Source organism: Comamonas sp. BIGb0124, from assembly GCF_003752175.1.
In the GTDB taxonomy this organism is placed as follows: domain Bacteria; phylum Pseudomonadota; class Gammaproteobacteria; order Burkholderiales; family Burkholderiaceae_C; genus Comamonas_F.
The window spans coordinates 536,441-550,803 of record NZ_RJVF01000008.1 but is presented as its reverse complement, the minus strand read 5'-3'; the positions used below and the strand labels follow the sequence as shown (position 1 = coordinate 550,803).

Here is a 14,363-nt window from a genome sequence, read left to right as displayed (position 1 = left end):
GATGTCTCCATGATCCGATCCTTCTGCCGGACGTGCTGTGCGTGGCGCGTCAAGCGTTAGCCGATTTGCGTCAACTGTTGCCGCATCACCGAAGGCGCAAAGCCCCATCGCTCCTGGAACGCGGCGCTGAAGCGGCTGTGCGATTCCCATCCACAACGAGCTGCAATCTCTCCGATGGAATGGCGGGTACTCTGGAGCAGGGTCAACGCGGTCTCCAGCCGAACTTCGCGGACCAGCGCCGCCAACGTGGCACCAGATCCTTCGAGGCGTCGGCGCAGAGTCGACGCGCTGGTGCCGAAATGTCTGGCCAACGTGACGACCGTCCAATCGGCTTGCGGATGTTGCGTGATGAGACGGCGGATCCGCTCCTCCCATCCCTGGCACTGAATGGACTTGAACCGGTGCCCCCGCTCGGAGAGCAACAGCAGAACCTCCATCAATCGATGCCGCCGCAACGCCACAGACATTGATCGAGAGTGCAGGAAGGCGGCCGCACGTTGTACCGCCTCCTCCAGTTCCTCGTCCATCAGAAGATGCGAGGCCGGCGGCGGGTCGATGGCCTGAGCCGGGAGCGTGGGCTCCAGCTCACGGACGAGATCGTCGGCAAAGGCCAGCACCAGCGCCTCGTAGCGAGGGGCACCTGCGGGGTCGTTGATGACGTCCCACTGCGTGCTGCGGGACATCAACAAACCCTTGCCACGCCCAGCCTGCAGGGAGTTTGTCGCCGAGATCAAGGTCTTGCGCCCCTGACGGACAACGACCAACAGATCCTCCCGGATCGACAGGGTCCGGATGCGACAGCATGCCGTGACGGTTATACGGGTGCAATAGCCCGGCTCGGGGTAGGCGCCCGCAGGCCGGTTCGACAAAGACAAGAGGGTCATGATGGGTGCACCGGCCCTCGACGCACGCGTGGGCATTGGCGGTCTGTGCAAGTGAATAGACCGCTTCGATCATAAAGCCCGGCCTGCGGTGGTGCGGGTGGCCCTGCGACAATGCCGTATGAGTCAAAAACAGCCCAACGCGGCAATCGAAGAAAAGAATCCCTCCATGGTCTTGCACACGCTCCCGAACGGGGTGCGGCTGCTGGCCTTGCCCATGCCCCACGTGCAGAGTGCCAGCGTGGGGGTGTTTCTGCGTGTGGGTTCACGCGACGAGACGCCTGCCAACAACGGTATCAGCCATGTTCTCGAACACATGGCGTTCAAGGGCACCGACACCCGCACCGTGCAGGCGATCAATCTGGATGCGGAGCGCCTGGGTGCGGAGGTCAACGCCTTCACCGGGAAGGACACGACCGGGTACTTCATGACCGGCCTGGGCCGGCACACGCCGCAACTGCTGCGCATGACCGCCGACATCGTGCTCAACAGCACGTTTCCCGAGCATGAATTGCAGCGGGAACTGGAGGTGATCCGGCAAGAGGCCATCGAGTACGACGAGGATCCCGAAGACAGCGCCAGCGACATCCTCGACCGCGCCATCTGGGGCGACGATCCGATGGGCATGCCGGTGATCGGCACCGTCGCCAACATCGAGGGCTTTACCCGGCAGGATCTGGTACACCATGTGCAAAGCCACTATGTTGCGGAGAAGACCGTTGTCGTGGCCGCCGGCAACTTCGATGTCGATGCCTGGATGGCGCTCGCAAAAGAACTGTTTGCAGGCATGCGTGCGTCGACCGATGTGCCCGTGCTGCAGCAAGCCACGCCTGCGAAGTATGTCGGTCAGTCACTGGCCCGGCGTTTCACGCAGGTCTCGCAGGTGTTCGTGAACGTCGCTTACCCGCTGGTGCCTGCAGCGCAAGAACAGGGCGTCCGGCGGCGCTCGCGGTTGGCGGCTTCGCTGGCGGCTTATCTGTTTGGCGAAGGCATGTCGTCGCCCCTGGTCGATACCGTGCGCGAGCAGCTCGGCCTGGCCTATACGGCCTATGCGGCGATGGAAAGCGGCGATGTCTGGGCCAACTTCATCGTCCACGCGGTCACCACGCCGGACAAGCTCGACGCGCTGCTGACCGCGACCCGCCGCCTGCTGCAGGCGCAAGCCGCCGGCATCGATCCTGTGCATCTGGAGCGGGCCAAGAACCAGTTGACCGTGTCGCGCGTTCGCTCCGGCGAGCGGACCTACGCCACGATGGAGCAGGCCGTCGAAGAGCTCTTCGCCAACGGCACCGTGACGCCCATCGCCGAAACGCTGGCGATGATCGACGACATCGGGGCGGAGGAAGTGCGCATGGTCTTCGAGCGGATGTTGGCCCATCCTCCGGCGCTGGCGATCACCGGCAAAGGGGTCAGTGCAAAAGCTACGCGGCAGCTCGCGGGGTGCTTGCAAGCCTGAGTCGATTCGGCTCCGCGAGCTTGCCGGCGGTGCGGAGGACTAAACCCCGACGCCCGACGCTTCAGGCGTATGCCCTGCTTCCAGCGCAAACACGCCCTGATACCGAAACCCTTCGCTGCTGTCCGGGCTCATCAAGGCCAGGGCCCGGTCGATGCAGTCGCGCGCCGCATCGAGGGTGCTGCTCATCACGGCGTCCGACGCTGCGCTGTCCTTGTCGGTCGTGCCGGTCATGACCTCGAGGCTGGCGAGAATGCCAGCCGCCTGCACGATCTCTTCCTGCGCTGCGCCGGACATGAGGTTCAAGCCGTGCTGCGAGTAGGTGACCGCACGATCGGCGACTTTGGCTGCGTGCTGGATCATCGCGATGACGTGTTCTTGTGCTTGTAGCAAGGCGTCTTCTTCTGCACCTTCGAAGAAATGACTGATCACGAACAGCGTGCCGGTCAGACGATTCAGATCGGCTTCGATCAGGGCGCAGAGATCATTGTCGGAGAACTTTTGTCTGTCTTGCGAAGCCGACTGAGGTTGAGGTTTGGAGAAGGTCATGCTGCATCGCCTTTGCGGGAAAGGGATACGGGCCGCTTCGCGGGGCTGTGGGTCTTGCCCTCTGTGGGCGGGTAGGGCAAGGCCGGGGGGCTGGCCAAAAGACGGATGGATTTCGTCATGATCGAGACTCCTAACTGAGACTTGAGACCACGCGCCCTGTTTTCACGCAAAGCAGGTGGACGGGATGTTGAAAACACGTAGTTAGACGTGCGACCAGCCTTACGGACTGACCCATCCCGTCCGTAATCATGGGATGGGCGCAAACGCACCACCACCACCAAATATGGACGTGACAACACCGCGCTGACGGGGCGGTATGGCCGCTAACTAAAAGATGTTTTCAAGCATCATCCCTTTCGGGATTCGCTGATTGTGGCACGTGCGTGGGCGGCAGGCAACAAAGACGGCGTCTTTCAAGGTCGCCGTGAACTCGCGTGTGGGGTGTGGGCTCCTCGGTGAGGGGCGTCGTGATTGTGGCAAGGCGCTCCGAAGCATCTTGGGCGCTCATTCCGGACCGGTCGATCGAGGCATTGCCTTCGTTTGGGTGCAGTGTCTGCCGCGGATTGTGCGGGCGGGGCCGCGCGCAAGTCAGACCAGCCGATCGGCGGTCACGACGTGTCGGCCCGGTTGCGGCTCGAGTGCTGCCGTCAGCAAGGCCTGTGCAATCTGCGGCGCGGGATTGAGCCGCCAGCGCCGAGGCAGCAGCGGGCCGGACCAGGCCAAGGCCGACACGAGCAGGCGCTCGCCGAGACGGAACTCTTCGCGTTCGCCGCCGATCAAGCCAGGGCGCACGAAGGCCAGCGATGCGTAGCCTTCGCGTTCCAGCGCTTGCTCGAGTTCACCCTTGACCCGGTTGTAGAAGAAACGCGATTGGGCATCCGCGCCGACGGCCGAGTTCAGCACATAGGTGGGTGTGCCGTGCGCGTGGGCCAGCCGTGCCACGGCAAGCGGATAGTCATGGTCGACGCGCCGGAAGGCGGCCTGCGAGCCTGCGACCTTCATCGTGGTGCCCAAGGTGCAGATGACCGCATCGGCGTTCCACCAGGATGCTTCAGGGACGAGACGATCGAAATCCACCTGGGGCGACGACAGCTTGGGATGCGCCGGCAACGCGCGGCGGACGGGCGCGACGACCGATGCGACCCGGGCATCGGCCAGGGCCAGTTCGAGCACATGGCGGCCGACCAGTCCGGTGGCGCCGACCAGGAGCAGTTTTGCTTTTGTTTCCATGCCGTGGCTCCGGGCTCAGGTGCGTGCGAACCGTTGAACGGGCTCGCCTGCAGGGGTATCGCCCTGCGTCAGCTCGATGATGACGCGGTTGACGGCCGGGCGCTCGATGATCTCGAGTAAGGTCGCCGCCACGTCGTCGCGCGGCACATCGCCATACGGGATCGCCAGGCCGGTGCGGACCTTGCCTGCGCCTCCGACGATAAACACCTTGCTCATGATCGACTCCTTATCGTTTGCGTCCACGCGAGGCTAGCAGTTCAGAGCGTCCAATGACCTCGCGCTGCGGCTGGGCCGCCTTGGAAGCCGAGAAGCCCGCGTCGGCGATCGCCTGGTCGAGCCCTTTGACGTGCGCTGCCTGTTTGGGGCTACGCAGCGATGCCATCCCGTCGTTCCAGCTATGCACCATCTGCTTGGCCGTGTTGCGCCAGCGGGGCTCGTTCTTGCCGGCGGCGATCACTGTCCTGCCGACCTCCACTGCCGATTCGCACAGTTGCTCGACCATCTCGGCATAGCGACGTGGCGCGATGCCAAGGCGCGTGTTGACAAATCGTTCAAGCGCCTTCCCGGCTGCCCAGGTTTGGCGCCCGTCGATCGGCAGGCCCGGCGGATTCGCTGCATAGCGTGGATAGGCCTGCGTTGTCACGATGTCGTAGACCGGCGTGTAGCCGACATCGGATTGCGACGTGTAGTAAAGCGAAATGTTCTTGGCGTGGCAATCGGCGTTGCGTACCACGTAATTCGTCAGCAGGTGCCAGGCCAGGTGCTCAAGTTGAGTTCTGACGTGAGCCGGGGGGAGGTAGGCGCGCGTGGCGTTCAGAACCTTCTCCGTGGTTGTGGCGTACTTTTCGTGCGGGGGCAGACCCAACAGGCTGCAAGCATCCTCAAGTCCATGCGTCGGTATGCCGTTGGCATCTACGTCGAAGCGCTCGACTATCAGGAGTCGGCCATCGTCGGACATCTGTGTTTGGGCGACCGGCACCACGTTCAGTTGCTGCAGTACGCGCATGCTGTAGAACTCGTTGAAGCCCAGATAAGGTGTGCTCTTGTCCGACCCCTTCACGATGTGCCGACTGGTTCGCAGTGTCGGCTTGCCCATCAGGTCTCACGGCGCCTCACCCTGCCGCTGTTCTACAAGGATGTCTTCGACGGTACGGACATGGCCCAGCTTCACGGCCTTCAGGTCATACCCTACGGCTTCAAGCAGTCGGACCAAGGCCGAGACGCTCATGTCACCTTTGGCCGCAGTCTCCATGCGGGCAACGGTCGTGCGCGAGACACCCGCACGCTGGGCAAGTTCTTCTTGGCTGAGACCCGTCTTTTTGCGTACCTCTTTCAGCATTGCAGCGACATCGTATAGTGTGGTCATGTGTCCTTTGGGATACAGGAAATCCTATATTGTCGGAAATTGTATCCCCTGGGACATATTTCGCAAGTCGCACCTGCAGTTCCAATCGCGGCTTGCCAAGCACTCGAGCCACCACTCGTGATGCAAACCGGTTGGCCGAGAAACGCACAGCAAAGCACGACAGCTTGTTGAATAGCCCGGGCCACCCCCGGGCACTTGCCCCGGCTGGCGGTCGGTGTCGACCGACCGCTACAGCACTTGCACCACGACCTTGCCTTTGGCGCGTCCACTGTCGACGTAGGCCAACGCGGCGTCGGTGTCGTCGAAGGCAAACACTTTGTCGACGACGGGGCGTATGGCGCCCGATTCGACAAGTGAGGTGATCTGGCGCAACTGCGCCCCGTCGGCCCGCATGAAGACAAAGGAGTATGGGCTGCCGTTCTTTCTGGCTTTGCGCCGGATGCCGAAACTCAGCAGGCGCAGCACCTGTTTGAGCGGCCAGGCCAGTCCGCGCGCGGCGGCGAATGCCGGGGTGGGCGGCCCCGAGATGGAGATGAGATGCCCGCCCGGTTTGAGCACCTGGAGCGATTTGTTCAGCTCGTCGGTGCCCAGGCTGTTCAGCACCACGTCGTAGTCACGCAGCACGGTGGTGAAGTCTTGTTTTTTGTAATCGATGACGACATCCGCGCCCAGCGCCTTCACCCAGTCGGTGTTGGCGGTACTGGTGGTCGTGGCCACGAACGCACCGAGGTGCTTGGCCAACTGAATGGCGATGGTGCCGACGCCGCCCGAACCGGCCGCAATCAGCACCTTCTGGCCCTTCTTGAGCTTGGCTGTTTCCACCAGCGTCTGCCAAGCGGTCAAGGCCACGAGGGGGAGCGCGGCGGCCTCGGCCATGCCGAGGTTCTTGGGCTTGAGCGCCAGCGACGATTCCTTGACGGCGATGCGTTCGGCGAAGGTGCCGATGCGGTCGTCGTCGGGGCGCGCATAGACCTCGTCGCCGGCCTTGAAGCTGCGAACGCGAGCGCCGACCCGGATGACCGTACCGGCCACGTCATTGCCCAGGATGAGGGGTAGGCGGTAGGGAAGAATCAGTTTGAACTCGCCGCTCTTGATCTTCGAATCCAGGGCATTCACGCTCGCGGCATGGATCTGGATCAGAACGTCATCGTCCCGCACCTCGGGTTCGGGCATGTCCTGGATACGGCCGGCCTGGTTCTTTCCATACCGGTCGATGGCGAATGCTTTCATGAAGGGACTGCTCTCCAGGGTGTTCGAAAGAATGTGTTTCCGGCCCTCTTCAGCCTTGGTGCTTGGCGGAAGGGCGCGGCCGGTCAAGAGGCGGTCTGGTAGCGCTCGGCAACATGAGCTTGCCGGAGGTCGGAAAGCAGGCCCTGCCGTGCGGCATCCAACGCGTCCCAGCGCGCGGCATCGTGCAGCGGCGGGATGGTGACCCCTTCGCGGCGGTCGAAACCGACCAGGGCCGCGTCGACCAGTTCACCCACGTCCATCAGATCGGAAAGCGTATTGACGTCGATGCCTGCGCGCTCCCAGATCTCGGTGCGGGTGCCGGCAGGCAGCACGGCTTGCACGTAGACGCCCTTGGGGGCGAGCTCCAGGCTCAGTCCCTGCGAAAGGAAGAGCACGAAGGCCTTGGTCGCCCCGTAGACCGACATGCCGAATTCGGGCGCAAAACCGACCACCGAGCCGATGTTGACGATGGCGCCCTTGCCGGCCTGCGCCAGGCGCGGGGCGACGGCACTCGCCAGCCTGACCAGAGCGGTGGTGTTGAGGGCGACGAGTCGGGCGACATCGTCTGTCGATTGGCCGATGAAGGGACCGGACAGCGTAGCGCCTGCGTTGTTGATCAGGGTCTCGATCCGGGCGTCTTCGCGCAGATGGGTTTCGACTGCGGCGAGATCTGCGGGCTGGGTGAGGTCGGCCGGGAGGATGTCGACGGCAGCGCCGGTTTCCTTTTGCAGGCGAGCAGCGAGCGCTTCGAGGCGCGCCTTGTCTCGGGCGACCAGGACGAGGTCGTGGCCGCGGCGGGCGAAGCGCTCGGCATAGGTGGCGCCGATGCCGGTCGAAGCGCCCGTGATGAGAACAGTGGTACGAGTGGTCATGTTTGATTTCTCTTGAACGAAAGGTGAGCCCATGCCGCACAGTGCGGTTTTTCGTAATGATGTCGACCATCATCTAAGTTGTCAAGCACTTTGATGATGGTCGACATCAATGTATAGTCATGGTTTTACCGATGGCATTTCTCAAGAGATCCTGAATATGAAGGTCACCAAAGCGCAGGCGCAGGCGAACCGGGCGCACATCGTCGAGACGGCATCCGTGCTGTTTCGCGAGCGGGGTTACGACGGGGTGGGGATCGCCGACTTGATGGCCCGCGCGGGTTTTACGCACGGCGGGTTCTACAAACACTTCGAGTCGAAGGCCGATCTGATCGCGGAAGCGGCGAGCTGCGGTTTTGCGCAGGGGGCTGCCAAGGCCGATGGCTTCGATGCGGCAGAGTTCGTCACGTATTACCTGTCGCGCGCGCATCGCGACGGGCGGGGCGAGGGTTGCACGATGGCTGCGCTGTGCGGCGATGCGGCGCGTCAGCCGGAGTCGATCAAGACGGCTTTTGCGAATGGCGTCGAAGGCGTGCTGGCGACATTGGCCGGTCAGGCCGGCACGCCTGCGGACGGCGAGCACGAAGGCGACCTGCGTGCCAGACGCATCGCAGTGATTGCGCAGGTGGTCGGTGCACTGGTGCTGTCGCGGGCGTGCCCCGACGATTCGCCGCTGGCCGACGAGATCCTGGAGGTGTGCCGCGCGGCTGTCTTGTCGAAGCTGTCGGCCCCCCTGGATGCCTAGCCGATCGCACCGGGAGATCTGACCCCGGTCAATCTCCATCTATTTCTGCATGAGGACCTGTCGAATGATCCAAGCACTGTTCTCGCCCTTGCGCATCGGGGCATTCGAGTTGTCGCACCGCATGGTGATGGCGCCGCTGACCCGCATGCGCGCATCGCAGCCGGGCAATGTTCCGCATGCGCTCAATGTCGAGTACTACCGTCAGCGTGCCTCGCAAGGCGGGTTGATCGTCACCGAAGGTGCGCAGATATCGCCCAGCGGCCAGGGCATGCCTGCGACGCCCGGCATTCACAGTCAGGCGCAGATCGAGGGTTGGCGGGGCGTCACGCAGGCGGTGCACGACAAAGGCGGGTTGATTTTTCTGCAGCTCTGGCATGTCGGCCGTGTTTCGCATTCCTCGCTGCATGGAGGTGAACGCCCTGTGGCGCCATCCGCGATCGCCGCGCCTGGCCATGCGTTCACGGCGACCTTCGAGCGGGCTCCGTTCGAAACGCCCAGGGCGTTGGAAACGGCCGAGATCGCCTCGGTGGTCGCCGACTATGCCCAGGCGGCGCGCAACGCGCAGCAGGCGGGCTTCGACGGCGTCGAAATCCACGGGGCCAACGGCTACCTGCTGGAACAGTTTCTGCAAAGCCGCAGCAATCGGCGCACGGACGCCTACGGCGGCTCGATCGAGAATCGCAGCCGCATCGTTCTGGAGGTTGCCGCGGCCGTGTCGGATGTGTTCGGTGCCGACCGCGTCGGTATCCGTCTGTCGCCGTTCGGTGTGGCCAACGGCAGCGGAGAGGAAGAACCGTTGCCGCTGTACCGCGACCTGATCGAACAGCTCGCGCTACAGAACCTGGCTTATCTTCACCTGGTCGAGCCGCGAGCCAGCGGTGCGGGGCAGGCCGATGTCGATCATCAGAACGTGCCTTTTGCGTCGGAGCTTTTCCGTCCGCATTGGCCCAATGCCTTGATCGCGGCGGGCAACTACACGCCGTCCACGGCAGCGGCGGCCATCGAGACGGGCCGCGCAGACGCCGTGGCCTTCGGTCGTCTGTTCATCGCCAATCCCGACCTTCCCGAACGCACGCGGCAGGGTTCGGTCTTGAACCCGTACGACCGCGCCACGTTCTATGGTGGCGGCGCCGAAGGGTATATCGATTATCCGGCGCTTGGCGCGTCGGCGTATCGGGCGCGCGGCACGCCGGCGCGACCGACTTCTGTTTGACGGGCGCCACCCTCGAGTTTAAGACGAAGACGGAGAACCAGTGGGGCGAGAGACTCGTCGAGGTGACCGAGCTGGCCGGCGTGCAGATGCAGGAGTGGGCCTTCTCGACATGAAGAAAAAAATCGAGGCCCTGCACAGATCGGCATGACTGCGGCTGCGTGGCTTGACGCAGAGCGCTGACGAACACGCGAACTCCCAGGGGGCGTACCTTGCCGTACCGACAAGCGCCTTGTGCTCAACTGCCTGACCTGTGCGGTCGTGCGAGGGATTGGGCACTTTGGCGAAGCTCAGGCATCGAGAACCAGATCGTCGGTGGGTACAGCCTGACAGACCAAGCAGACATGTGCGTCTTCAGGCTCGACGCCGTGCAGGTGCCGAACTTTCCCCGAAACAATGCGCACCGCACAGCTCTCGCACTGTCCCACGCGGCAGCCGTTGGCCAATTGCAGCCCTTGCTTCTCGGCAAAGGCCAGCAGAGGCCCTTGATCTGCGGTCCATCGAAGGGACGGCGTTCTGGAGGAGCGGAACTGTACGGCGAAGCTGCGACCGTCATCCAGCAGAGGCCCGGGTGGCGAGCGAAACACTTCGCGGAAGATGTCGAAGCTCGGCACTCCGCGCGCGACAAGGCCCTTGGCGAAAGCATCCATCATGGGAGGTGGTCCGCACATGTAGATTCTCGCGCGGCGTTCGATCAAACCCTCCCCGATCAGGGCCGCCGTGACGAAGTCGGCGCTGTCGTAGTCATGGCCGAGTTGATCCTCGGGGCGTGGGGCGGCATAGTGATTGCGCACCCGCAGGTTGGGCAGACGTTGGGCGTGGTACTTCAGCCTATGCTTGAAGGCGTGAGTTCCGCCGTGCTGGTTGCCGTAGTACAACCAGATCTCGGTCTCGTCACCATCGTTCATGGACTCGAGCTGACTCAAGAAGGGCGTGATGCCAATGCCGCCCGCCAAGAAAATCAGCGGCTGGGCGGACTTCACAGGGATCAGGAAGGTGCCGGATGGTGCCTGGACCTCGATGCATTGCCCCTCGCGAAGCGTTCGGTGGAGATGGGCCGAAACCAGTCCTTCGAACGGATCGCCATTGGGCAGGCGACCCTTTTGGTGGCGCACGGCGATGGTGTAGCTGCGGCGTTCTCCATCGGTGCATGGTCCTGTCAGAGAGTAAGCGCGGTTCAGCGTTTCTCCCCCGACGGGCAGGCGAATCTGCAGGTGTTGACCAGGCTGATAGTCCGGTAGCAAACCGCCGTCAGACCGCTCGAATGCGATCTGAATGACTCCCTCCGCCTCTGGCTTGATGTGGCGGATCTGAAAGGTTTCGTAGCCTTGCCATCTGCGCTGATGTGCCGCAATGGCGGGATCGGGTTCGATGCTGCAGCGAAACGAGCGCATGCCTACGGAGCCGCTGACTGGGTCGTGATCATCGGCGGAGATCAGGCTGTTGAAGTTGCTCGACCCTGCGCCCCGCGTCGTCGATGCATCCTTGCCCAGTTCGCTGCATGCCTGCCACCACCCGAACTCGGCGACGACCACATCCTCGGCCAAGCCGGGGGTGAGCCGTGCGACGAAGCGCGCGATACCCACGCGGGTCGCCACCCGAACCCAAGCGCCTTCGCCAATGCCGTGGCGGCGTGCCAACTCTGGTGCCAGTTCGATCAACGGATCCATCGCCCGTTTGCGAAGGGAGACAAGACTGCGGTGCTGCGAGTGGCAGAAGTAGCCGTTCTTTGCCGTGCTCAGTATCAGGGGATATCGCGCGTCGCCGCTCTGGTCTTGCCGTTGGCTCTCGGCGCTGGGCACGTAATGGGCCAAAGGCGGCTGGCCGTGCTGCAGGAATTTCTCGGAATAGAGCTCCACCCGTCGACTGGCTGTCTCGAATCCGCGGATCGTTCCTTCGCCGTGCGGTCCCGGGGCTGCAAATTTGCGTTCACGTACATCGATGGGAAGGTGAATGCCGTCTGGTTTCGCCCTTAGCGCCTCCACGCTGAGTCCGGTGGGCGCGAGCATGTGGTTCCAACCGGCTTGGACGTCACCGCCGAAGAAGCTGTCGGTCATGCCGAGGCGTCGGGCCAAATCGAGCACGATCTCGTAGTCGGCGCGCGACTCGCCACGCGGGCTGACCATGCGGGGCCGCAACTGGGCCAGAGATGCAGCCTCGTCGGAGACTTCGAAACCGATTCGCAGCGCTTCGCGCTCCCAAGGCGTGTTCACGGGCAACAGAATGTCCGCGTAGCGTGAGGAGGGGGTCTCGAAGAGATCCAAATGGACGTGAAACTCCAGTTGCTCGAGGGCTTGGATCGCCAACGACGTGTCGCCGTGCGAGACCGTCATGTTTGTCCCAAAGGACATCAGTGCGCGGACGGTGTAGGGCTTGTGCTCCAGAATGGCGCGATATAGATCCAGTGCGGTGACCCATCCCCCCGCAGGAGGACCGATGGGGCGCTCGGCGAGGCCCAAGGCCTTGCCGCGCTGCGAGTCTGGAAGCAACCCCGGCGGAACGAGCGAGTTCACGGGAGTGACTTGCCGCTGGCGATTGCCGCCTATCCGATCGAAACTGCCGTTGAGGGCATAGACCGTCGCAATGGCGCGCTCTGTCTGCGTGGCGTTGGTGTGTTGACCGACACCCGTCCAGGCATGGTAGGCCATGCGGCATCCGCCGCGCATCAAGTCCGCGGCTGCCATCACCTTTGCCTCTGTCAAACCCGTGATTCGTTCGACCTCTTGCGTGGTGTAGCGGGCGGCCTCGGCTCTCAGCCGGGAGAACACGGTATCGCAAACCATCGCCTTGCCGCGGCCCGGTACTTGCACTTCGATTTCGCCATCGAGCAGCAGCGAGTCGGCAAGCGCGTCTGACATCGCCCGGTCATTGTCGACGGGCTGCAATGTCCGTCGGAATGCATCCCAGACCAAGAAACGATTCGTCGGCGCATCGGGTGTCAGGTCTTGCTCGCGCAGCAGCAGTCCGTTGTCGCGGCGGACCAGATAAGGGGCATTGGTCCAGCGACGGACGAAAGCGGCGTCGTAGGCGCTTTCCTCGATCAGATGCCGCACGATTCCGAGTGCCAGTGCGGCGTCCGTGCCGGGCCGGACGGGCAGCCACACATCGGCCTCTCGAGCCAGCGCCGTGGGCCGGGGGTCGATGACCACCATGCGGGCGCCTCGGGCACGTCCTCGCGCGATCGCAGAAGACTGCGAAAGCCAGGTGTTGGCGGGGTTGTGGCCCCACAACACGATCGTATCGGCCTGCGCGTAGTCGGCGACCGGCATGGCACAGCCGAAGGTGAAAGCGTGGGCGTTGTCCTTATGCCAGTTGCAGATTTCAACTGCGTAGGCCATGTTGGGACTGCCGAAGCTGCGCAGGAAGCGCTCGACCCAGTCGATGCTGTCGGATAGAGGAGTCCCACTGGGCGTCGTAACCGAGAACGCCACGGCCTCTGCACCGTGCTCAGCCCGAATGTTGCCAAGTCGGCTGGCCACGGTGGAAAGTGCCTCGTCCCAATCGATGCGTACCCAGCCCGGATCGGGATCGGTCTTGGGCCGCGTTCGTTTCATCGGGTAAAGCACACGATGTGGACTGTGAACGAGTTCGGGTGCGGCCTTTCCCTTGAGGCACATGGCGCTCCCGTTCGGATGGTCCGGGTCGGGGCGGACGGAGACCAGTTGATCGTTCTCGACCCGGTTGATCGTCCCGCAGCGAGATCTGCAGAGTGTGCAGTAGCCTTTGATGTCGATGGCACCCATAGACGGAATGTCCTTGTGGATCAGCTTCGGTAAGCCAGTGTGGCCGCTGCGAGGTCTTCCAGCGCGGTCCCTACAGACTTGAACACGGTTCGGCCCGCGCGGCCCGCTCGCCCCGATACCTCACCGCGGGCGAGTTTGGTCAGGTCCGCAACCACGTCCACCGCTTTGAACACGCCGCGTGACATGGGGTCCAGCAGGTCGCCGCTCTTGCGCAGGGCATCGTCGGTATCGATGTAGATGGCGGCACCCCGGAAACAGTCGTCATGGGCCTCGCGCATCTGGGGTGTGAAGCTGCCGATGAGATCGAGGTGGGCGTGCGGCTGCAGCCACGCACCACAGATGAAGGGCTCGGTCGACAGTGTGGCACAAGTCACCACATCCGCCACGCCGACTGCTGCAGCGAGGTCAGTAGCAGCCAAGGCATCGAACCCTTCGGTCTGCAACTGATGAGCCAAGCGACGTGCCGCCTCCGGATCGCGGTCCCAGGTCAGCACACGTTGAATCGGCAGCACCTCTCGGTAAGCATGGGCAACCAGAGAGCCTACCCGACCACAGCCGGCGATCAACTGGGTCTTCGACTCCGGACTGGCGACATACGATGCGGCCAATGCCGAGGCCGCAACGGTGCGGCGGGAAGTGATCTCGTTGCCGTCCAGCATCGCGCGCGGCTCGCCGGTCTGCGCGTCATACAGGGTGTAGGTCGAGAATAGTCCCGGCAAGGCACGTGCCTGGTTGCCCGGAAATACGTTCACCGTCTTGATGCCAAGAAATCCACCCGTTTGCCACGCCGGCATGATGAGAGTCATCCCGCCGCCCGAGCCCTCGATCTCGTGCACATGACGTGGTGGAGCCTGGCAACCCACTTGGAACATGTCGCGCAGTGCAGGAATGAGTTTTGCAAAAGGCAGCTTTTCTCGTGTCTGCCGGTCATCGAGGATTTTCACAACGGTCTCTTTTCAAGAGGAAATAGGGAGCAACGGACCTGCACCCACTTGCATGGATCAGGTGCTACGGTCGTTCACCAAGACGAGGCAGGACTTGTTCGATGGATTGCGAACCGGCCGCGCGCTGCGAGAAAGGCCGATAT

Annotated in this window: 12 protein-coding genes and 1 pseudogene; 3 read left to right on the top strand and 10 right to left on the bottom strand. The window is 63.3% G+C overall.

Annotated elements, in window-relative coordinates:
* Positions 1-56 precede the first annotated feature (56 nt).
* A complete protein-coding gene (locus EC845_RS03680) occupies positions 57-884 on the bottom strand; it encodes an AraC family transcriptional regulator (protein ID WP_158615602.1) in 828 nt (275 codons plus the stop codon).
* Positions 885-1,050: 166 nt separating this feature from the next.
* Here EC845_RS03680 and EC845_RS03675 point away from each other — a divergent pair, with 166 nt between their 5' ends.
* A complete protein-coding gene (locus tag EC845_RS03675) occupies positions 1,051-2,337 on the top strand; it encodes a pitrilysin family protein (RefSeq protein ID WP_123296340.1) in 1,287 nt (428 codons plus the stop codon).
* 39 nt (positions 2,338-2,376) lie between these two features.
* On the opposite strand, the gene EC845_RS03670 is transcribed toward EC845_RS03675, so the two are convergent.
* From EC845_RS03670 to EC845_RS03635, 7 genes and pseudogenes are all read right to left on the bottom strand, one after another.
* Positions 2,377-2,883 (bottom strand): hypothetical protein, encoded by a 507-nt coding sequence (locus EC845_RS03670; RefSeq protein WP_123295842.1) that lies wholly within the window; start codon positions 2,881-2,883, stop codon positions 2,377-2,379.
* Between the two features lie 588 nt (positions 2,884-3,471).
* Complete coding sequence (locus tag EC845_RS03665; RefSeq protein WP_123295841.1) at positions 3,472-4,113, bottom strand: NAD(P)H-binding protein; 642 nt, start codon at positions 4,111-4,113, stop codon at positions 3,472-3,474.
* Between the two features lie 15 nt (positions 4,114-4,128).
* Positions 4,129-4,329 (bottom strand): hypothetical protein, encoded by a 201-nt coding sequence (locus tag EC845_RS03660; RefSeq protein WP_199739717.1) that lies wholly within the window; start codon positions 4,327-4,329, stop codon positions 4,129-4,131.
* A 10-nt stretch (positions 4,330-4,339) separates the two neighbouring features.
* A pseudogene (locus tag EC845_RS03655) lies at positions 4,340-5,209 on the bottom strand (HipA domain-containing protein); the annotation flags it as partial.
* Positions 5,210-5,215: 6 nt separating this feature from the next.
* Positions 5,216-5,479, bottom strand: coding sequence for a helix-turn-helix domain-containing protein (locus tag EC845_RS03650; RefSeq protein WP_123295839.1), 264 nt, complete (start codon positions 5,477-5,479; stop codon positions 5,216-5,218).
* A gap of 228 nt (positions 5,480-5,707) precedes the next feature.
* On the bottom strand, positions 5,708-6,709 hold the full coding sequence (locus tag EC845_RS03640) for an NADP-dependent oxidoreductase (protein WP_123295838.1): 1,002 nt from the start codon (positions 6,707-6,709) through the stop codon (positions 5,708-5,710).
* An 83-nt stretch (positions 6,710-6,792) separates the two neighbouring features.
* On the bottom strand, positions 6,793-7,581 hold the full coding sequence (locus tag EC845_RS03635; protein WP_123295837.1) for an SDR family oxidoreductase: 789 nt from the start codon (positions 7,579-7,581) through the stop codon (positions 6,793-6,795).
* A gap of 157 nt (positions 7,582-7,738) precedes the next feature.
* On the opposite strand from EC845_RS03635, the gene EC845_RS03630 reads away from it, so the two are divergent.
* The gene (locus EC845_RS03630) at positions 7,739-8,323 is read left to right on the top strand and encodes a TetR/AcrR family transcriptional regulator (protein ID WP_123295836.1); all 585 of its coding nucleotides are present in this window, start codon (positions 7,739-7,741) and stop codon (positions 8,321-8,323) included.
* Positions 8,324-8,387: 64 nt separating this feature from the next.
* A complete protein-coding gene (locus tag EC845_RS03625; protein WP_123295835.1) occupies positions 8,388-9,536 on the top strand; it encodes an alkene reductase in 1,149 nt (382 codons plus the stop codon).
* 287 nt (positions 9,537-9,823) lie between these two features.
* Here EC845_RS03625 and EC845_RS03620 read toward each other — a convergent pair whose 3' ends face one another.
* Together EC845_RS03620 and EC845_RS03615 are read right to left on the bottom strand one after the other, a co-directional pair.
* Entirely contained in the window at positions 9,824-13,276 is a 3,453-nt protein-coding gene (locus EC845_RS03620) for a molybdopterin-dependent oxidoreductase (RefSeq protein WP_123295834.1), read from the bottom strand.
* A gap of 20 nt (positions 13,277-13,296) precedes the next feature.
* A complete protein-coding gene (locus EC845_RS03615; RefSeq protein ID WP_123295833.1) occupies positions 13,297-14,220 on the bottom strand; it encodes an ornithine cyclodeaminase family protein in 924 nt (307 codons plus the stop codon).
* Positions 14,221-14,363 lie beyond the last annotated feature (143 nt).